Origin of the sequence: Streptomyces fulvorobeus, from assembly GCF_013167895.1 — a bacterium.
GTDB classification, from domain to species: Bacteria; Actinomycetota; Actinomycetes; order Streptomycetales; family Streptomycetaceae; genus Streptomyces; species Streptomyces fulvorobeus.
In genome coordinates this window covers 3,650,564-3,669,319 of the sequence record NZ_BLWC01000001.1, presented here as the reverse complement: position 1 = coordinate 3,669,319, position 18,756 = coordinate 3,650,564, and the positions used below count along the sequence as shown (strand labels likewise).

The 18,756-nt window shown below is 72.9% G+C and carries 15 protein-coding genes and 2 pseudogenes; 7 read left to right on the top strand and 10 right to left on the bottom strand.

The window, feature by feature from the left end; genetic code table 11:
* Positions 1-6: 6 nt before the first annotated feature.
* Positions 7-453: an SCO4402 family protein gene (locus Sfulv_RS16670; protein WP_173317929.1), complete on the bottom strand. Its 447-nt coding sequence runs from the start codon at positions 451-453 to the stop codon at positions 7-9.
* 174 nt (positions 454-627) lie between these two features.
* On the opposite strand from Sfulv_RS16670, the gene Sfulv_RS16665 reads away from it, so the two are divergent.
* Positions 628-1,902 carry an ABC transporter substrate-binding protein gene (locus Sfulv_RS16665; protein WP_173314748.1) on the top strand — a complete coding sequence of 425 codons (1,275 nt, stop codon included), beginning with the start codon at positions 628-630 and terminating at the stop codon, positions 1,900-1,902.
* Positions 1,903-1,979: 77 nt separating this feature from the next.
* On the opposite strand, the gene Sfulv_RS31505 is transcribed toward Sfulv_RS16665, so the two are convergent.
* Positions 1,980-2,957: a hypothetical protein gene (locus tag Sfulv_RS31505; protein ID WP_371874675.1), complete on the bottom strand. Its 978-nt coding sequence runs from the start codon at positions 2,955-2,957 to the stop codon at positions 1,980-1,982.
* A gap of 114 nt (positions 2,958-3,071) precedes the next feature.
* Between Sfulv_RS31505 and Sfulv_RS31500 the strand changes: the two genes are divergently transcribed.
* A complete protein-coding gene (locus Sfulv_RS31500; RefSeq protein ID WP_371874674.1) occupies positions 3,072-3,248 on the top strand; it encodes a hypothetical protein in 177 nt (58 codons plus the stop codon).
* Positions 3,249-3,631: 383 nt separating this feature from the next.
* On the opposite strand, the pseudogene Sfulv_RS16655 reads toward Sfulv_RS31500, so the two are convergent.
* Positions 3,632-5,013 (bottom strand): annotated as a pseudogene (locus Sfulv_RS16655) (NsdA family TPR-like regulatory protein).
* A 292-nt stretch (positions 5,014-5,305) separates the two neighbouring features.
* Between Sfulv_RS16655 and Sfulv_RS16650 the strand changes: the two are divergent.
* The 3 genes from Sfulv_RS16650 to Sfulv_RS16640 are packed head-to-tail and all read left to right on the top strand — an operon-like array spanning position 5,306 to position 8,489.
* Entirely contained in the window at positions 5,306-5,962 is a 657-nt protein-coding gene (locus tag Sfulv_RS16650) for a bifunctional DNA primase/polymerase (protein WP_173314745.1), read from the top strand.
* 38 nt (positions 5,963-6,000) lie between these two features.
* A complete protein-coding gene (locus Sfulv_RS16645; RefSeq protein ID WP_173314742.1) occupies positions 6,001-6,849 on the top strand; it encodes an ABC transporter ATP-binding protein in 849 nt (282 codons plus the stop codon).
* Positions 6,846-8,489, top strand: a complete 1,644-nt coding sequence (locus Sfulv_RS16640; protein ID WP_173314739.1) for a transporter — start codon at positions 6,846-6,848, stop codon at positions 8,487-8,489. Before Sfulv_RS16645 ends, Sfulv_RS16640 begins: the two co-directional genes overlap by 4 nt.
* 20 nt (positions 8,490-8,509) lie before the next feature.
* Here the strand turns inward: Sfulv_RS16640 and Sfulv_RS16635 are convergent, their stop codons facing one another.
* The gene (locus Sfulv_RS16635) at positions 8,510-9,412 is read right to left on the bottom strand and encodes an alpha/beta fold hydrolase (protein WP_173314736.1); all 903 of its coding nucleotides are present in this window, start codon (positions 9,410-9,412) and stop codon (positions 8,510-8,512) included.
* Between the two features lie 659 nt (positions 9,413-10,071).
* Positions 10,072-10,764 (bottom strand): iron-dependent transcriptional repressor DtxR, encoded by a 693-nt coding sequence (locus tag Sfulv_RS16630; RefSeq protein ID WP_173314734.1) that lies wholly within the window; start codon positions 10,762-10,764, stop codon positions 10,072-10,074.
* 197 nt (positions 10,765-10,961) lie between these two features.
* On the opposite strand from Sfulv_RS16630, the gene Sfulv_RS16625 reads away from it, so the two are divergent.
* Positions 10,962-11,717 (top strand): SIS domain-containing protein, encoded by a 756-nt coding sequence (locus Sfulv_RS16625; RefSeq protein WP_173314731.1) that lies wholly within the window; start codon positions 10,962-10,964, stop codon positions 11,715-11,717.
* 497 nt (positions 11,718-12,214) lie between these two features.
* Here the strand turns inward: Sfulv_RS16625 and pdxH are convergent, their stop codons facing one another.
* Complete coding sequence (pdxH, locus tag Sfulv_RS16620) at positions 12,215-12,850, bottom strand: pyridoxamine 5'-phosphate oxidase (RefSeq protein ID WP_173317927.1); 636 nt, start codon at positions 12,848-12,850, stop codon at positions 12,215-12,217.
* Positions 12,851-13,129: 279 nt separating this feature from the next.
* Between pdxH and Sfulv_RS16615 the strand changes: the two genes are divergently transcribed.
* On the top strand, positions 13,130-14,239 hold the full coding sequence (locus tag Sfulv_RS16615) for a citrate synthase 2 (protein WP_173314728.1): 1,110 nt from the start codon (positions 13,130-13,132) through the stop codon (positions 14,237-14,239).
* A 24-nt stretch (positions 14,240-14,263) separates the two neighbouring features.
* Here the strand turns inward: Sfulv_RS16615 and Sfulv_RS16610 are convergent, their stop codons facing one another.
* The 4 genes and pseudogenes from Sfulv_RS16610 to Sfulv_RS16595 all read right to left on the bottom strand — a co-directional run bounded on the left by Sfulv_RS16610 (position 14,264) and on the right by Sfulv_RS16595 (position 18,754).
* Positions 14,264-14,851, bottom strand: coding sequence for a TetR/AcrR family transcriptional regulator (locus Sfulv_RS16610; RefSeq protein ID WP_173314725.1), 588 nt, complete (start codon positions 14,849-14,851; stop codon positions 14,264-14,266).
* Positions 14,839-15,573 (bottom strand): enoyl-CoA hydratase family protein, encoded by a 735-nt coding sequence (locus Sfulv_RS16605; protein ID WP_173314722.1) that lies wholly within the window; start codon positions 15,571-15,573, stop codon positions 14,839-14,841. The genes Sfulv_RS16610 and Sfulv_RS16605 overlap by 13 nt, the downstream gene beginning before the upstream one ends.
* 67 nt (positions 15,574-15,640) lie before the next feature.
* Positions 15,641-16,801: an acyl-CoA dehydrogenase family protein gene (locus Sfulv_RS16600; protein WP_173314718.1), complete on the bottom strand. Its 1,161-nt coding sequence runs from the start codon at positions 16,799-16,801 to the stop codon at positions 15,641-15,643.
* Positions 16,798-18,754 (bottom strand): annotated as a pseudogene (locus Sfulv_RS16595) (acetyl/propionyl/methylcrotonyl-CoA carboxylase subunit alpha). The gene Sfulv_RS16600 and the pseudogene Sfulv_RS16595 overlap by 4 nt, the downstream one beginning before the upstream one ends.
* Positions 18,755-18,756 lie beyond the last annotated feature (2 nt).

Sequence of the window (18,756 nt, the reverse complement as noted above, 5' to 3'; positions counted from 1 at the left end):
CTCTTCTCAGGCCGATCTGGTCATGATGCGGAGCACGTCGAGCGAGTGCGGCGGGGTGTCCGGGTCCTCGCCGTCGTTCGTGGCGAGGAGCACGTGGGCGTCCCGGGCGGCCCGTACGGCCTCCGGCCAGCCGTGGTGCTCCAGATAGGCGGAGACGGGTGCGTCGGCGCCGACCTGGTGCATGATGCGCAGCACCCGGAGCGCGGCGACGTCCACGAGGGCGGCCTCGCCGGAGTCGCGGAAGATCGTGCCGACGTACTTCTCGGCGGACCAGTTGTCCAGCCAGGTGTCCTCGACCAGGCGGTACACGGCGTCGGTGACGTCCCCGTACCCGTCCAGGCCGGCCAGCCAGCACTCGTGGTGGAAGACGGGATCGGAAAGCATGTGCAGCGCCGAGCGCACGTTGCTGCGCCAGCGCCACCACGGCATGTCATTGAGCGGCATGCCGCCCATGGTGGAGGAGCGACGGCCGCGACGGGAAGTGTTCTCCGAACCTTGCTGCACGGTGGTCGATCGTACGTTCCCTTTGCTCGTGTGCGTACGGCCCCCCGTAATTCACCTGGACGTCACCGTGCGTTGCTCCTCGCACACAGCGGCGTTACCCCGCACCCGGAAACGTTCACTTCCATGACCGGACGGCGATGCCTCATCCCACTCCGCCCCTCCCGACTCCTCTCCGCGGCGGCCGTCGCGGGGGCGCTGCTCATATCCGGCTGCGGCGTGCTCCCCGGCTCCTCCGGCTCCGCCGACCAGCCCGTGACCGTGATGACCTGGGCCCCCGAGCGCGCGCCTGACGGTTCGCCCCACGCGATGGCCGGCGCCACGGCCATGGCGACGGCCTACGCCCGCTGGGTCAACGAGGAGGGCGGCATCGACGGCCACGAACTGCGCGTGATCACCTGCGACGAGGGCGACACCCTGCTCGGCGCTGGGCGGTGCGCCCGCGAGGCGGTCAAGCGGGACGCGGCGGCGGTGGTCGGGTCGTACAGCCGGCACGGGCAGGCGTTCATGGCCCCGCTGGAGGCCGCCGGAATCCCGTACATCGGCGGTTACGGCGCCTCGACCGAGGAGTTCACGAGCTACAACTCCTACCCGGTCAACGGCGGCCAGTCGGCGCTGCTGGCCGGCAACGGCAGGCAGCTGGCGGCCGGTTGCGACCAGGTCTCCCTGGTACGGCCCGACTCGATCAGCGGCGACGGCATGCCCCCGCTCCTCGACACCGGTCTCAGCGAGGCCCGTGGGCCCAGGTCCGTCGACATCCTGGCCCCCGAGGACGCCACCTCCTACGCCGCCCAGGCCGCCCAGGCGCTGGAGAAGTCGGGCGACGGCTGTGTGACGGCGGTCCTCGGCGACCGCACGGAGACGTTCTTCGACTCCTTCCGCCGCCTCGAACCGGAGGGCAGCCGGGTCCGCGTCTCGTCCGTGCTCGGCAGTGTCGGCCAGCCGCTCATCGACCGTACGGGCGGGCGGAACAGCCCGTTCGAGGGTGCGTACGTCACCGGCTGGTACCCGGACTCGAACGACTCCAGCTGGTCCGGGATGCGCCGGGTGATCCGCACGCACGCGTTCGCCGACAACCGGGTCGACCCGGAGGACACCGGGGTGCAGACCGCCTGGATCGCGTACACGGTGCTGCGGGCGGTCATCGAGGCGATCGACGAACCGCGGATCACGGCCGGAAAGGTCTCCTCCAGCCTCAACCGAGGGACCCAGGTGGACACCGGCGGGCTCACCCCGGTGCTGCGCTGGCGCTACAAGGACATGCTGGGCACCTCGGCGTACCCGCGCATCATCAACGGACAGGTGACCTTCCAGGTCGTACGTGACGGCCGCCTCGTCGCCGACCGGAAGGGCTTCGTGGACGTCTCGGAGACCCTGTCGGACGCCCACAGCATCAACTGATCCCGGCGGCGGGACAGAGGGCCCGGCCCCGGACTCGTCCATGGACTCGTCCGGGGCCGGGCCCTCGCGTCACGGCGTCAGAGCTCCTGCGGGCTGCGCTGCGTCAGCCCGTACTCCGTCGCGATGGAGTTCCACAGACCGGACGCCTCCCGCTTGGCCGTGGTGGCCTCGCCGCTGCGCACGGTGGCCCGCACCGTCTCGTCGGTCGACTTCGCGGTGCCGCCCTTGCAGACCTTCTTGTCGTTCTTCGCCTGCACCGCCCAGGCGGCGTAGTGGTCGTCGGCCGAGGCGGACGCCCGCCACGCCTTCGTCAGCGACGCCGAGAGCTCGGTGTGGCGCGGCAGCTTGTCGATGGCGACGTCCTTGAGCCGGGTCACCAGGTCGCGGCGCTGCTGGGCCGCACCCTTCAGATCGCTCGCGGCCTGGTCCAGGGCCTGGCACGACTTGATCTTCTCGACCGCGCTGATCACGGCCGACCGGCTGTCGTTGCTGTCGGCGAGCAGCTCGTCAAGTGCCTTCGCCTGCGGCTCGGCGGGGTCCGCGGGCGGCTGCTCGCCCGGCTGCTCGGCGGCCGAACTCTGCGAGGCCACCGGCTTCCTGTCCTCCGGCCCCTCGTCGCCGGAGGACATCAGGGCGCCCGCCCCGAGGCCGATGACGGCGCAGCCCACCACGACCCCGGCGATCAGCGGAACGTGCGCGGACCGCTTGCGCCGCGGCTCGGGCTGCGGCTCAGGCCCGGGCTGGGGGTGCTGCTGGTACGGGCCAGGCGGCCGCTGTTGGCGGTGGGGCTGCTGGGGCTGTTGCTGCGAGGGGTCGAAGTGCGGCATCTGCTGCGTCGCACCCGCGGGCTCCTCGCTGCGGAACAGGTTGTCGAACTCGGCGGGCGGCGGGCGTTCACCGGGGGTTCCCGGTCTGATGCCGTACGGGGCGCCACCGGGCACCGGCGGTATGAGCTGGGTCGCGTCGGCCTCGCCCGGCGGTGTCTGCCCGGGGAACCGCGCGGGCGCCGCGGGGCGCTCGGGCGGCAGCCCCCCAGGACCCGTGCCCGCGGGCACGGGCGCGATGAACTGCGTGGCGTCCGCGTCCCCGCCGGCCCCCGGCCCGCTGCCCTGCCCGGCCTCCGGCGGCAGCGGCTGAGCGTACGGCGGTGGCTGCGCGGGCCCCGGGGCGTGCGGCCCGCCCGGGTAGCCGCCGGGCTGCTGCGGCTGGTCCTGGTAGGAGCCCTGCTGGGGTGCGTACGGGTCCTGCTGCCGGTAGGGGTCCTGCTGGTACGGGTCCTGCCGGTACGGGTCATGCTGCTGGTACGGCCCCGGCTGGGCGGGATACCCGCCCGGCTGAGGCGGTGACGGCGCGTTCCCGTACGGGTCCGGCTGCCCGCCCCCGTACGGCTGCGCGGGCGGCTGGTGCCCGTCCTGCCGGGCCGGGGGAGTTGGCCGGGGGTCTGGGCGTCAGGGAGCTCCGGCTGACCGCCCTGGGGCCCCCAGGGCGATCCCCAGGGCTGCCCTCCCGCCGGGACGGCCCTGTCGGCCGGTCCGGCCGCGGGCGGGCCCACCGTCCAGCGGACACCGCCCTCCGCGGGCAGCACGACACCTTCGTGCGCGGGCCGTTCAGCGGGGGACCGCTGTTCGTCACCCTGTCCGCTCTGCGTCACCGGGACTCCTACGTGTCAACCTACGGAATCGTCGGCTCACGCTATCGGGTGATTGCCGTACTCCGCCAAGCGCCGGGCTCAGGCCGCCTGCAACTCCAGCCGGGCGCCGAACTCACGGACCGCGGGCTCGTCCCCGTACGGCACGAGCCGCTGCTGCAGATCATCGAGGTACTCCGCGCCCCTGCTGGAACGCACCGTCGTCAGCAGCTCCGCCGCCCGGCTTCCCGTGTCGCACGCCTGCTCCACCTGCCTCATCTGCACCTGCGCGGTCGCCAGCAGCACCAGCCCGATGCCCCTGCGCCGCACCTTGGACTCCGGCAGGGCGGCCAGCGCCTCCGTCGCCCGCCGGGCGGCGGCCTCGCCCTGCCCCAGATCGCGGTGGCAGTGCGCCAGTTCGTCCGCGAGGTAGCCCGCGTCGAAGTGGGCGATCCACGGCGGGTCGTCGTCGGTGCCGGACTCCGCCCGCTCCAGCGCCGTCAGCGCGCGGCCCGCCGCCGCCTGGCAGGTGCGGGCGTCACCGAGCAGCGCGTGCCCGCGCGCCTCGGCGGCGTGGAACATCGCCTCGGCGCGCGGCGTCACCCGGCCCGCGCGCCCTCCTGCGCGGCCCGTGCCAGCTGCGCGATCTCCCGGGGATTGCCGAGCTGCGCGGCGAGGTGGCTCATCGACGCGGCCAGCACGTAACCGCCGTACGCCCGGTCGCCCGCCGCCTGGGCCAGCCGCAGCGCCTGGATGTAGTACCGCTGGGCGAGCCCCGGCTGACCGGTGTCCACCGCCATGTACCCGGCGAGTTCGGTGAGCCGTGCCACCGCGCCGAACAGCTCCCGGCCGACCGCCTCGCGGTACGCGCCCGAAAGCAGCCCGGACACCACGCTGTTGAGGTAGTGCACCAGGACCGGCCGCACGTGTCCGCTGCCGAACCGGTGGTCCAGGTCGACGAGCGCGGCCGTCATCGCCCGCACCGCCTCCACGTCGGGCATGCCGACGCGGGCGCCCGCGGTCCGGGCGACCTGCGGGTCCGCTCCGGTGATCAGCCAGTCGCGGCTGGGTTCCACGAGGGCGGAGGCGGCCACCGCCGATCCGGCGAGCAGATCGCGCCGTCCCACGTCGCTGCGCCACAGCTCGCAGACCTGCTCGATCGCGCCGGTCACTGTCGGGGCGAACTGGAGGCCCACGCCCGAGGCGAGGTTCTTGCCGTTGGCCATGCCGATCTCGTCGATCGTGACCGTACGGCCGAGCTTGCGGCCGAGCGCCTCGGCGATGATTCCCGGTGCCCTGCCCCGCGGTTGCTGCCCTCGCAGCCACCGGGCGACGGACGTCTTGTCGTAACGGAGGTCGAACCCGCGCTCGGCCCCGACCATGTTGACGCGGCGGGCGAGGCCCGCGTTGGAGCAGGCGGCTTCCTGGATGAGCGTCTGGAGCCGCTCGTTCGGCTGGCGGGTGACGAGAGGTCTGGCTGCCATGTTTCCCCCTGGGACCGCAGTGATCGGTGGAGGCATCACTGCCCGGCACATATACAAGAAATGCGCATATTCATCGGCATTCGATACGAGCTGTCGCTGAATCTCCGGCACGGGTCAGCACACAGTCCTGTACGTGGCTACCCCCACATCGGTGCGCCGCCGCACGCGCGCCCCCACTCGTGCCTCGATGCGCCCCGTATGCGGGACCGGTGCACCGTGTCCGGGTCCGCCCCGCCCGTAACCCCAGGTGACGGCGGGAGTTGAGCTGTCCGTGGAAGAGCCCATCGGAGTCATGGAAACCGCGAAGATCCCCCAACAGCGAGGTGAACAGCTGCTCGACGCCGCGGTGCGGTACACGGAGGAGCGGCACTGGGACGTGTTCCCGGGCACCTGGCTGGAAGCCGTCGAGGGGGGCGAACGCTGCTCGTGCGGGGACCCCGGCTGCGCGGCGCCCGGAGCCCATCCCCTGCGGGCGGACTGGGCGGGCCAGGCGACGGGCAGCGCGGCGGCGGCCCGCCGGCTGTGGTCCAGGCAGCCGACGTCGTCGATCCTCCTGCCGACCGGGCGGACCTTCGACGCGATCGACGTGCCGGAGTCCGCCGGCTGCCTGGCCCTGGCCCGGATGGAACGGATGGCGCTGCCCCTCGGCCCCGTCACCTCCACCCCCGACCGCCGGATGCTGTTCTTCGTCCTGCCAGGAGCCGCCGCGAAGACCCCCGGCCTGGTACGGCACCTGGGGTGGAACGCCGACGCCATCGGCCTCGTGAGCCGCGGCGACGGCCATTACGTGGCCGGTCCGCCGACCCGCGTGGGCGGACGGGGAGCGGTCCAGTGGGCCCGGCGCCCCACCCCGGCCAACCGGTGGCTGCCGGACGCGGAGGAGCTGATCAGCCCGCTCGCCTACGCCTGCGCGCGCGAGGCCGCCGACGCCAGGGCGCGCCTTTCGTAGGGTGGTCCCCACCATCGGGGATATCGAAAGGCAGTGCCATGCCTGACCGGGCAGAAGCAGCGGCGGAGCGTACGACCACCACGACCGAGACGACAGCCGGAGCGGGCGGCGCGCGGACAGCGCCGCCCGCTGTCCGCGTCCAGGGCCTGTGGAAGCGGTTCGGGGAACAGACCGCGGTCGCGGGAATCGACCTGGAGCTGCCCGCGGGCAGGTTCATCGGACTCGTGGGACCCAACGGCGCCGGAAAGACCACCACGCTCTCGATGGTGACCGGACTGCTCAGGCCCGACATGGGGAAGATCGAGGTCGGCGGCCACGACGTGTGGCTGGACCCGGTCCAGGTGAAGTCCCGGATCGGCGTGCTCCCGGAGGGGCTGCGCCTCTTCGAGCGGCTCTCGGGACGTGAACTCCTCGCGTACACCGGGCGCTTGCGGGGGCTGCCGGGGGCGGAGGTCGACAAGCGCGCCACCCAGCTGCTCGACGTACTGGACCTGGCGGGCGCCCAGCACAAACTGGTCGTGGACTACTCGACCGGCATGCGAAAGAAGATCGGGCTGGCGGCCGCGCTGCTGCACAACCCGGAAGTGCTCTTCCTGGACGAACCGTTCGAGGGCGTCGACCCGGTGTCCGCCCAGACGATCCGCGGCGTACTGGAGCGGTACACGCGCTCCGGCGCGACCGTCGTCTTCTCCAGCCATGTGATGGAACTGGTCGAGTCGCTGTGCGACTGGGTGGCCGTCATGGTGGGGGGCCGCATCCGGGCACAGGGCACGCTCGCCGAGGTACGGGGCGAAGCGCCCTCCCTCCAGAGCGCCTTCCTCGACCTCGTCGGCGCGGGCCGCCACGACTCCGGGGACTCCCTGGACTGGCTGGGCGGCACCCGATGACCGTCCTCGACGCCCCTGCGGGGACCGTGGCTCCGGCCGGCCGTCGCGAGGGGATCGTCTCCGTCTTCGTACGGCTCAAGCTGACGCTCCTGCGCAACGGACTGCGCCGGTCGTCCGGCCGGAAGGCCGCGTACATCTCGTCCATGGTGTTCGCGCTGCTGCTGGCGGTGGGCCAGGTGGTCGGACTGATCGCCCTTCGGGGCAACACCCACTCGACAACGGTGGTGGTGCTGCTGACCGGGTTGGTGGCGCTCGGCTGGGCCGTGATGCCGCTGTTCTTCCCGAGCGGTGACGAGACCCTCGACCCGAGCCGCCTGGTGATGCTGCCGCTGCGGCCCCGCCCGCTGATCGGCGCCCTGCTGGCGGCCTCGCTGGTCGGCATCGGGCCGCTGTTCACCCTGTGCCTCGCCCTCGGCTCGGTCGCCGCCGTGGCGCACGGGGCGGCGGCCGCCGCGACCGGGGTGGTGGCCGTCCCGCTGACCCTGCTGGTCTGTGTCGCGCTGGCGCGATCCGTCGCCACCGCCAATGTCCGGCTGCTGACCTCCCGCAAGGGCCGCGATCTGGCGGTCCTCAGCGGGCTGGTGATCGCGGTGGGCATCCAGTTCGTCAACTTCGGCATACAGCGGCTCGGCCGGGCCGGTGGTCTCGCCTCCCTGGAACCGGCCGCGGACGTCGTGGGCTGGCTGCCGCCCGCCTCGGCGATCGGCGCGGTGGGTTCCGTGTCGGAGGGGGCGTACGGAAGGGCCGCCCTGCAACTGCTGATCTCGGTGCTGGCACTGGGCGCCCTGGTGTGGCTGTGGGAGCGCAGCCTCACGAAGTTGATGACGGCGCCGGACGGTTCCACGCTCGCGACGGCCGAGCCGAGCCGCGGCACGTCAGGAACAGGGCGCTCCGGGCTCTTCGCGCTGCTGCCCGAAGGGCGCACGGGGACAGTGATGGAGCGCAGCCTGCGGTACGTGGTGCGGGACCCGAAGACGAAGGCGACCTGGGTGGCGGCACTGGCCATCGGGCTGATCGTGCCGATGCTCAACGCCCTCCAGGGCACCGGCTCGGTCTACCTCGCGTGCTTCGCGGCCGGGATGCTCGGCATCCAGATGTACAACCAGTTCGGCCAGGACACCTCCGCCTTCTGGATGGTCTCCCTGACGATCTCCTCGACCCGGGACGCCTACGTGGAACTCCGCGCCCGGGCCCTGGCACTGCTGCTGATCACGCTGCCCTACACGGTCCTGGTGACCGTGCTGACGGCCGCGGTGCTCGGGGACTGGGAAGCGCTGCCGGAGGCCATGGGGCTCTCCTTCGCCGTCCTGGGCGCGATGCTGGCGACCGGGGCGCTGGCCTCCGCGCTGTACCCGTACTCGATCCCGCAGGAGGGGGCGTTCAAGAACGTGGCGCCGGGGCAGGCCGGCCTGGCGTGGATCTCGATCCTCGGCGGGATGGTCTCGGGCACGCTGCTCTGCGCGCCGGTGATCGCCCTCACGATCACCCTCCATGTCAGCGACATGCGGGGCTGGTTGTGGCTGCTGCTGCCGGCGGGGGCCGTGTACGGCGCGCTCATCGCGTGGGCGGGGGTGCGGCTGGCGGCCCCCCGCACGGCCCGCCGGCTCCCGGAGATCCTGACGGCGGTCAGCAAGGGCTGACCGCTACCGGCGGACCGGGGTCACGGCAGGACCGGTGCGCGGTGGTCGCGGGTGTCCTCGGCGAGCTGTTCCAGGAAGGGTTCCACGGCGGCCCGCCAGCCCTCCGGCCGGTCGTAGTGGAGGAGATGACCGGCGTCCGCGACCTCCGCGTACTGCCCGTGCGGCAGGACGCGGACCATCTCCTGGGCCTCCGCCCTTCCCAGCTCGCCTTCGATCCCGCGCAGGACCAGGGCGGGGCAGCGGACCTGGGCAAGCTCGTCCCAGTGCGCCTCGCAGACCCAAGCGGCCCGGGACTCCAGCATCCGGTCGCGGGAGAAGACGGGCTCCCAGCCGTCGGCCCCCTCCGCCATCACCTCGGCGAAGAACTCGCCGCGGGCGGGGGCGGGCCGCTCCAGCCAGGGGTCGTCCTCGCCGAACCACTTGCGTACGTCGGCGAGGGTCGCGAAGGGGACGGGCCAGGCGTCGAACCAGTCCGCCCACTCCCGCTGGGAGGCCGCCCCGAGTGCGGAGGCCCGCATGTCGCAGATGACGAGGGCGCGGACGAGGTCGGGGCGCTTCGCGGCGAGCTGCCAGGCGGTGAGGGCGCCCATCGCGTGTCCGACGAGGGTGACGGGGGCGAGTCCGAGCTGTTCGACGGCGGCCTCGGCGTCCGCGACGTAGGCGTCCCGGGTGTACGGGCCGTCGGCCGGCTTCTCGCTGCGGCCGTGCCCGCGCTGGTCGAGGCCGTACACCCGGTGGCGCCCGGCCAGCCGGCGGGCCGTGGAGGTCCAGTGGGCGGCCCGGCCCATCAGCCCGTGGAGCATGAGGATGCCGGGCGCGCGCGCCGCCGTCTCGCTCGCCCTCGGCGTCGGGACCGGATCGGCGAACTCCCACGCCGCGAGGCGTACACCGTCGTGTCCCGTCACATCGATACGCCGCGCCATAGCCCTGGCACCCCCTTGTCGTCCGATCCCGTCCGCTCACCGCGTGGTCGCGTCACGCCAGACTATCGAACTGTTATTCGAAAACCGGGTCTCGGCAGAGAACACCCCTCGTTCGAGTGACCCCTCTCAAGGATTGGCGCCGACCGCCTTGGGGAGATCTCCTCCAGGAGGCGGGCCGCTCGGGGAAAACGGTCCGCCGGGTCCGACCTGAAGAGCTCGGGGCTCCAGGTCGGCGAAGGGGAGGACGGGCTCCGGCGCCGACACGTGCCGGGGCCCGCCTCTGTTCCGGAGCAGCTCCTACGGCACCGGCACCGCAGGCCAGGTGCGCGCGGGTCTTCTCGGTGCGTGCCGCTCGTACGAGAACGCGGGCGGCCATGAGCGTGGCAGTCACCTTCCGGTGCACATGCCGGTACGACGGGCGCATTGCCTGCTCCCTCCCCGACCGCGCGCCCGGATCGATCCGGTCCGGGCGACACCCTCAGGTCATATGGCTGGCCACAGCCTGGCACGCGATCCGTCCGGACGCTGCGGTTCCGGACGGAAAACAGAAAGCGGGCGTTACGGTCCGGTCACCGACCCTCCGGCAGACCATCGCCGTACCGCCACGCCACCGCTCCGGGGCGCCGTACGCCCCCTCCTCCTGCCGGACCGTCCTCCGCTCAGCGCTTGGCGACGAAGACGTGGGAAGCGACCTCGTCGTCCAGCTCGGCCGCCTCACCGCTGGAGCCCACCAGCACACCGCCGGGCGACGCCGTCACGCTGACCACCGAGCCGGGCTGCACTCCCGCCCGCCGCAGCGAGTACATCAACTGGGCGTCCGTCTGGATCGGTTCACCGATCCGGCGCACCACCACCGTCTTGCCCTCGACGCCCGGGTCCAGCTCGGCCAGGCTCACCATGCCCTCGTTCAGGAACGGATCGGCCTCGGCCGCCTCGCCGAGCTCCTCCAGCCCCGGGATCGGATTGCCGTACGGAGACTCGGTCGGATGCCGCAGCAGCTCGAGCACCCGGCGCTCCACCGCCTCGCTCATCACGTGCTCCCAGCGGCACGCCTCCGCGTGGACCTGCTCCCACTCCAGGCCGATCACGTCGACGAGGAGGCACTCGGCGAGCCGGTGCTTGCGCATGACGCGGGTGGCGAGCCTGCGGCCCTCCTCGGTCAGCTCCAGATGGCGGTCTCCCGCCACCTGGACCAGCCCGTCGCGCTCCATGCGCGCCACCGTCTGGCTGACCGTCGGACCGCTCTGGTCCAGCCGTTCGGCGATCCGGGCGCGCATGGGGACCACGCCTTCCTCTTCGAGCTCGAGGATGGTGCGGAGATACATCTCCGTGGTATCGATCAGTCCGGACATACGTGCCCCTCGATGCTGTGACATGAAGTCGTCGTGCGATGGCCCTGCATCAATTCTGACGCATCCCGCCGACAACCGTGCCGCCCCGGCGCAGCAGCGTGCTGCGCGGGGCCCTTCACGGTATTGACAGGCCACTGGTCCGGACCGCAACGTGATCGGCGGCACGGACACTCCCTCCCGCTGAAAGGCCCTCCTCGATGAGCGACACCACGCCGGCCGGTCGGTTCTTCGACGCGGCGATCGGCCTGCTGGAGCGCGTGCGGGACGAGGAGGCAGCGAGCATCGCCGCCGCCGGCGCCGCGATCGCCGACACCGTCGCCTCGGGCGGCCGGCTCTTCGCGTTCGGTGCCGGACACTCGTCGCTCGCCGCGCAGGACGTGGTGTACCGGGCGGGCGGCCTCGCTCTGATGAACCTGCTCGCGGTACCCGGCACGGTGGGTGTGGACGTCATGCCGGCCACGCTGGGCTCCGCGCTGGAGCGGGTGGACGGGCTGGCCGGGGCGGTGCTGGACTCCAGCCCCGCGGCCTCGGGCGACCTCCTCGTGATCATCTCGCTCTCCGGGCGCAACGCGCTGCCCGTCGAGATGGCCCAGAACGCGCGCGCGCTCGGCCTGACGGTCATCGGGGTCACCTCCGTCGCGTACGCCACGGAGACCAGGTCCCGGCACGCGTCGGGCGGATTCCTGCGCGACCACTGCGACATCGTCATCGACAGCAAGATCCCGGTCGGCGACGCGGAGCTGACGGCTGCGGGCGTCGGGGCCCCGTTCGCCCCCGCCTCGACCGTGGTCACCAGCGCGGTGATGCAGGCGATGACGGCCGCCGCCGCGCAGGAGCTGGTGGCCCGGGGCATCGAGCCGCCGCTGCTGCGCTCGGGCAACGTCGACGGCGGGCACGAGTGGAACGGGCGCGTGATGAAGGAGTACGCGGACCGGATCTTCTACCGCCACTGACTTCTGCCGCTACCGGGCGGCACGGACACCCGGCGGTCCGGACGGGCCGTCACCCGCGGAGCGGCCCGGCCAGGTCCAGGGCCGCGGCGACCCTCGCGGCCACCGTCTCCGCGTACACCGCGTCCGGACGCGAGCCGTCCGCCATTGCCGCACGTCACCACCGTTCAACTGGAAACGTGACCCGGAACACGTCCCCTTCCCGGGAATCCGGGAGCCGATCCGATGCGGTTATTCGGTTGTGCGGGGGCGGAGAGGTTCCTACGGTGGAGGTACACGTCGAAAGGAGGTGATCCGAAAAGTGCAGTCTTATCGGATTCGTGAGGTGACTGCGGGCTGACAGCCCGTCGTCGCACACTGTGCACCCCGGCAGGCTGTCTGCCGAGAACCACGCAGTCACCGACCCGCAGGCTCGCCGGTAGATCCGGCCGGCTCCTCCGCGAGGAGGAACCAGGGCCTGCGGGTTTCCGCGTGTCCGGGCCGGTGACGTTCCGGCGGGTCTACGGGCAGAGGCGTTCGACGTGCCAGCCGGCCGGGTTCTCGGGGGAGCGGGTGTAGCGCAGGCGGTCGTGGAGACGGTTCGCGTGGCCCTGCCAGAACTCGATCGAGTCCGGTACGACGCGGAAGCCGCCCCAGTGCGGGGGCACCGGGACCTTCTCGCCCTCCGGGTGGCGGGCGGCCAGTTCCTCGTAGCGGGCGACGAGTTCCGCGCGTGAGCCGATCACCGTCGACTGCTCGCTCGCCCAGGCGCCCAGCTGGGAGCCGTGCGGGCGGGTGCGGAAGTAGGCGACCGTCTCCTGGCGGCTCACCCGGGCCGCGCTGCCGGTGACGATGACCTGGCGGGCCATCGGGTGCCAGGGGAAGAGCAGCGAGACGTACGGGTTGGCGGCCAGCTCGTGGCCCTTGCGGGAGCCGTAGTTCGTGAAGAAGACGAAGCCCCGGCCGTCGTACTGCTTGAGCAGCACGGTCCGGGAGGACGGGCGGCCCTCGGGTGTGGCCGTGGAGACCACCATCGCGTTCGGCTCGTGGAGCACACCGCCCGCCGCGACCTGGCTGAACCACTGGGCGAACTGGTCCATCGGGTCGGCGGCGAGGTCCTTCTCGACGAAGTCCTCGGAGCGGTAGTGCTCGCGCATCACGGCCGGATCGGTGGTGCGGTCGTAGCGAGGGGTGCGAGGGGTGCGAGCGGAGGAAGGTGCGGAGTCTGGGGTGGGCACGGGGCCATCCTGCCGCAGAGGCGGAGTGTGCCCGGCGGGGAGGGGCCGCAACCCCCCGACGGGGAAATGGGACCCTGTGCCGGATGTCACGCTTCCCCGCGTCGTGGGAACCCGCCAATATCTTGGGGCAGGCCCCTGTGGCCTTCGCACAGCCGACGTTCCGGAACCATCCGCCGAACTGACTGAGGGAGCCGCCCCATGTCCGCCTTCGTACCCGGACTCGAGGGAGTCGTCGCGTTCGAAACGGAGATCGCCGAACCGGACAAGGAGGGCGGCTCGCTCCGCTACCGCGGGGTCGACATCGAGGACCTCGTCGGGAAGGTCTCCTTCGGCAACGTCTGGGGCCTGCTGGTGGACGGGGCCTTCAACCCGGGGCTGCCGCCCGCCGAGCCGTTCCCGATCCCCGTGCACTCCGGCGACATCAGGGTGGACGTGCAGTCCGCCCTGGCGATGCTCGCGCCCGTGTGGGGTCTCAAACCGCTGCTGGACATCGACGAGAGGACCGCGCGCGACGATCTGGCGCGGGCCGCCGTGATGGCCCTGTCGTACGTCGCCCAGTCCGCGCGCGGGCAGGGGCACGCCATGGTGCCGCAGAGCGAGATCGACAAGGCGGAGTCCGTCGTCGAGCGCTTCATGATCCGCTGGCGCGGTGAGCCGGACCCCAAGCACGTCAAGGCCGTCGACGCCTACTGGACCTCGGCCGCCGAGCACGGCATGAACGCCTCCACCTTCACCGCCCGCGTCATCGCCTCCACCGGCGCCGACGTGGCGGCGGCGCTGTCCGGCGCGGTCGGCGCGATGTCGGGTCCGCTGCACGGCGGTGCCCCGTCCCGGGTCCTCGGCATGATCGAGGAGATCGAGCGGACCGGTGACGCCTCGGCGTACGTGAAGCAGGCCCTGGACAAGGGTGAGCGGCTGATGGGCTTCGGCCACCGCGTGTACCGGGCGGAGGACCCGCGGGCCCGCGTCCTGCGGCGTACGGCGCGGGAGCTGGCCGCGCCGCGCTTCGAGGTCGCCGAGGCGCTGGAGAAGGCCGCGCTCGAGGAGCTGCACGCGCGGCGCCCCGACCGGGTGCTGGCGACGAACGTGGAGTTCTGGGCGGCGATCGTGCTGGACTTCGCGGAGGTTCCGGCGCACATGTTCACGTCGATGTTCACCTGTGCCCGTACGGCGGGCTGGTCGGCGCACATCCTGGAGCAGAAGCGCACGGGCCGGCTGGTGCGGCCGTCCGCGACGTACATCGGTCCGGGCTCGCGTGATCCGCGTGAGATCGGCGGGTTCGAGCAGATCGCCGATCTGGGGAACTGACGCGGGCCGCCGCGAGGGGGCCCGTCAGTCCAGTACGCCGTCCAGCAGGGCCGCCCACTGGGTGACGACCCTGCGGCGGCGTGCCGCGTCGTCGGTGAGCAGGTTGGCGAGGCCGAGACCGCGGGCCATGTCCAGGAGTCCCTGGACCGTCTCGCGTACGCCCGGTCTCTCCTCGTCGGCGCCGAGGAGCTCCACGGCGATGCGGTGGGTCTCGCGGCCGACGCGGGCTTCGAGCTCCGTCACGCGGGGCCGCAGCTGCTCCTCGTTGGAGGCGGCGACCCAGAGCTGGAGGGCCGCGCGGAAGAGCGGTCCGGTGTAGAGGCCGACCAGGGCGCCGACGACCTCCGCGCGGGCCTGGACGGGCAGGGCGCGCAGGGCGGCGGAGCGTTCCTCGGCGACGTACTCGACGGCCGCGGTGAACAGGTCCTCGCGGGTCGGGAAGTGGTGCTGGGCCGCGCCGCGCGACACCCCCGCGCGTTCGGCGACGACGGAGACGGTGGAGCCCGCCCAGCCGTGTTCGGCGAGGCAGGCGACCGCGGCTTCCAGGAGGCGCAGGCGGGTGGCGCGGCTGCGGTCCTGCTTCGGTGTCTTCGGGGGTGTCACAACACCCATGCGGGGTCCCGTCGTTCGAGGAAGGCCGTCATCCCCTCCCGGGCCTCGGCGGAGGTGAAGAGGGCTGCCGAGCGGGCGATGAGGTCTTCGGCGTGCTGGTCGAAATCCTCCAGCACAGTAGCCGTGACCAGCTCCTTGGATGCCTTCAGCCCTTGCGGGGAGGCCCGGCGCAGTCCGTCCAGTACCGGTTCGAGTGCCTTGTCCACGTCGTCCGCCGCCAGGGTGAGGAGGCCGGTGCGGGTGGCTTCGGCCGCGTCGAAGCGTTCGCCGGTGAGGAAGTAGCGGGCGGCGGCCGCGGGGTCCATGCGGGCCAGCAGCGGTATCGAGACGACGGCCGGGGCGAGGCCGAGGCGTGACTCGGTGAGGGCGAAGGAGGCGCCGGGCCCGGCCACCGAGATGTCGCAGGCGCTCAGCAGGCCGAGTCCGCCCGCCCGGACGTGGCCGGTGACCCGGGCCACGACCGGTTGGGGCAGGGTGACGATCCGGCGCATCAGCGCGACGAACGCGGCCGGGTCGGGCGGTGCCGTCAGGTCCGCCCCGGCGCAGAACGTGGTGCCGGTGTGGGTGAGGACGACCGCCCGTACGGCGGTGTCGGCCGCGCACGCGTCGAGGGCCTCGCCGAGCGCGCCGACGAGCCGCGCGGAGAGCGCGTTGCGGTTCGCCGGCGAGTCGAGGGCGAGGGTGGTGATGCCCCGGTCGTGCGTCGGAGCGGCGAGGGTCATGCGGTGCTCTCCTCTTCGGGGGCGGTGGGGCCGGGCAGGTCGGGTACGGGCGCCGTCACCGGCTCCGTCAGTACGACCTGGGAAGTCCCAGTGACTGGTGCGAGACGTAGTTGAGGATCATCTCGCGGCTGACGGGTGCGATCCGGGCGACGCGGGCGGCGGTGACGAGCGAGGCGAGGCCGTACTCGCGGGTGAGGCCGTTGCCGCCGAGGGTGTGTACGGCCTGGTCGACGGCGCGCACGCAGGCTTCGGCGGCGGCGTACTTCGCCATGTTCGCGGCCTCGCCCGCGCCCGTGTCGTCGCCCTCGTCGTAGAGCCGTGCCGCCTTCTGCATCATCAGCCGGGCCAGCTCCAGCTCGATGTGCGACTGGGCGAGCGGGTGGGCGATGGCCTGGTGGGCGCCGATGGGGTCCTTCCACACCTGCCGGGTGCGGGCGTATTCGACGGCGCGGGCGATCGCGTACGTGCCCATGCCCAGGGCGAAGGCGGCGGTCATGATGCGCTCGGGGTTGAGCCCGGCGAAGAGCTGGAGCAGCCCCGCGTCCTCGTCGCCCACGAGAGCGTCGGCGGGCAGCCTCACGTCGTCGAGTACCAGCTCGAACTGCTTCTCCGGCGCCTGGAGTTCCATCTCGATCCGCGAGCGCCAGAAGCCGGGGGCGTCGCGCGGCACGATGAAGAGGCAGGGCTTGAGCCTGCCGGACCGGGCGTCCTCGGTGCGGCCGACGACGAGCGTGGCCTCGGCGATGTCGACGCCGGAGACGAACACCTTGCGCCCGGTGAGCACCCAGTCCTCGCCGTCCTTGCGGGCGGTGGTGGTGATCCGGTGCGAGTTGGACCCGGCGTCGGGTTCGGTGATGGCGAAGGCCATGGTGACGCTGCCGTCGGCGAGCCCGGGGAGCCACCGCCGTTTCTGGGCCCCGGTACCGAAGCGGGCGATGACGGTGCCGCAGATGGCCGGGGAGACGATCATCATGAGCAGCGGCGAGCCGGCCGCGCCCAGCTCTTCGAGGACGATGGAGAGTTCGGCCATGCCGCCGCCCCCGCCGCCGTACTCCTCGGGGAGGTTGACCCCGAGGTAGCCGAGCCCGGCGGCCTCGGCCCACAGTTCACGGGGGTGAGCGCCCTCGCGCACGAGGGCGCTCAGGTAGTCGCGGCCGTAGCGTCTGCCGAGGGCGGCCACCGCGGCGCGCAGGGCCTTGTGCTCTTCGGTCTCCAGGACGGTGCTCATACGTTCTCCTCCGGGGCTGCGGGTGCGGTGACGACGGCCAGCAGGGCGCCGACCACGACCTGGTGGCCGGGGCGGTGTGGAGCGCGGTGAGGGTTCCGGACGCGGGGGCGAGGATGCGGTGCTCCATCTTCATGGCCTCCAGCCAGATCAGCGGCTGCCCGGCCTCGACGGCCGAGCCGGGCGCGAGCCCGTCCGCGAGGCGGACGACGGTGCCGGGCATGGGCGCGAGCAGCGAGCCGGGGCCCGTGCGCTCGGCGGGATCGGTGAAGCGGGGCAGGGCGGTGAGGGTGAAGGAGCCGGTGGCGGTGTCGACGTACACCCGGTCCTGGTGGGTGGTGACGGTGTAGTGCCGGGTGACTCCGCCGGTTTCGAGCGTGACGCGCCCCGGGCGGGCGGCGATGACCCGTACGCCGGCGGCCCCGCCGGCCGGGACGGGGCCGGTGCGGGTGGTCCGGTAGGCGGCTTCCGCCGCGGCGCCGTCGGGTTCGCTGCGGTACCGCTTGGTCTGCGGCTGCGAGGGGAGGTTGCGCCAGGCGCCGAAGCGGGCGGGGCCGGGGCCCGCGCCCCGGGTGCGGCGGGCCGCCCCGTCCGCGAGTGCCGCGGCGAGGGCGGCGAGTCCGAGGTCCCCCCGGGGCCGGGTGAGGGTGTCCAGGTGGCGGTCGTAGAAGCCGGTGTCCAGGCGGGCGGCGGCGAAGTCCGGGTGGCGCAGCGACCGTACGAGGAATTCGCGGTTGGTGGCGGGCCCGTGGACGCGGGCGCGCTCCAGGGCACGGGCGAGGTGGCGTACGGCTTCGGTGCGGGTGGGGGCGTGGGCGATGACCTTGGCGAGCATGGGGTCGTAGTGCACGCCGACCGTGTCGCCGGCGGTGTATCCGGTGTCCAGGCGCAGCCCGGGTTCCCGTGGCACGTCGAGTGCGAGCAGTGCTCCGGTCTGCGGCTGCCAGTCGCGGGCCGGGTCCTCGGCGTAGAGGCGGGCCTCGACCGCGTGGCCACGCGGCTGCGGGGGCCGCCCGGCGGCAGCGGCTCACCTTCGGCGGTGCGCAGTTGCAGGGCGACCAGGTCGAGCCCGTACACGGCTTCCGTCACGGGGTGTTCGACCTGGAGGCGGGTGTTCATCTCCAGGAAGTACGGATGGCCTCCGGCCGATACGAGGAACTCGACGGTGCCCGCCCCCAGATAGCCGACAGTCCGCGCGGCGGTGGCGGCGGCTTCGTGCAGCCGGGTCCTGAGCGCGTCGTCGAGTCCGGGCGCGGGGGCCTCCTCGATCACCTTCTGGTGGCGGCGCTGGAGCGAGCAGTCCCGGGTGCCGAGCACCCACACGGCCCCGTGGCTGTCGGCCATGATCTGGACCTCGATGTGCCGGCCCCGTTCGACGTACGGCTCGGCGAAGACCTCGCCGTCCCCGAACGCGGCGGCGGCCTCCGCCGAGGCGGCCGTCAACTCGCCTTCCAGTGAGCCCAGTTCGCGTACGATCCGCATGCCCCGCCCGCCGCCGCCCGCCGCCGCCTTGAGCAGCAGGGGCAGATCGGCGGCGGTGGCGGTGGCCGGGTCCACGGGGGCGAGGAGCGGCACGCCGGCCGCCGCCATGAGTTCCTTGGCCCGGGTCTTGGACGCCATCTGCTCGATGGCCCCGACCGGTGGCCCCACCCAGACCAGCCCGGCGTCCAGCACGGCGGCGGCGAATCCGGCGTTCTCGGAGAGGAAGCCGTACCCGGGGTGCACGGCGTCGGCGCCCGCCGCGAGAGCGGCGGCCACGACGAGATCGCCGCGCAGATACGTGTCGGCAGGGGCGGCCCCCGGCAGACGTACGGCGGTGTCCGCCTGCCGTACGTGGAGCGCGTCGGCGTCCGCGTCCGAGTAGACGGCGACGGTGGAGATGCCCAGCTCACGGCAGGTGCGGAAGATCCGGCAGGCGATCTCGCCCCGGTTGGCGACCAGCAGGGTGGTGATCACGT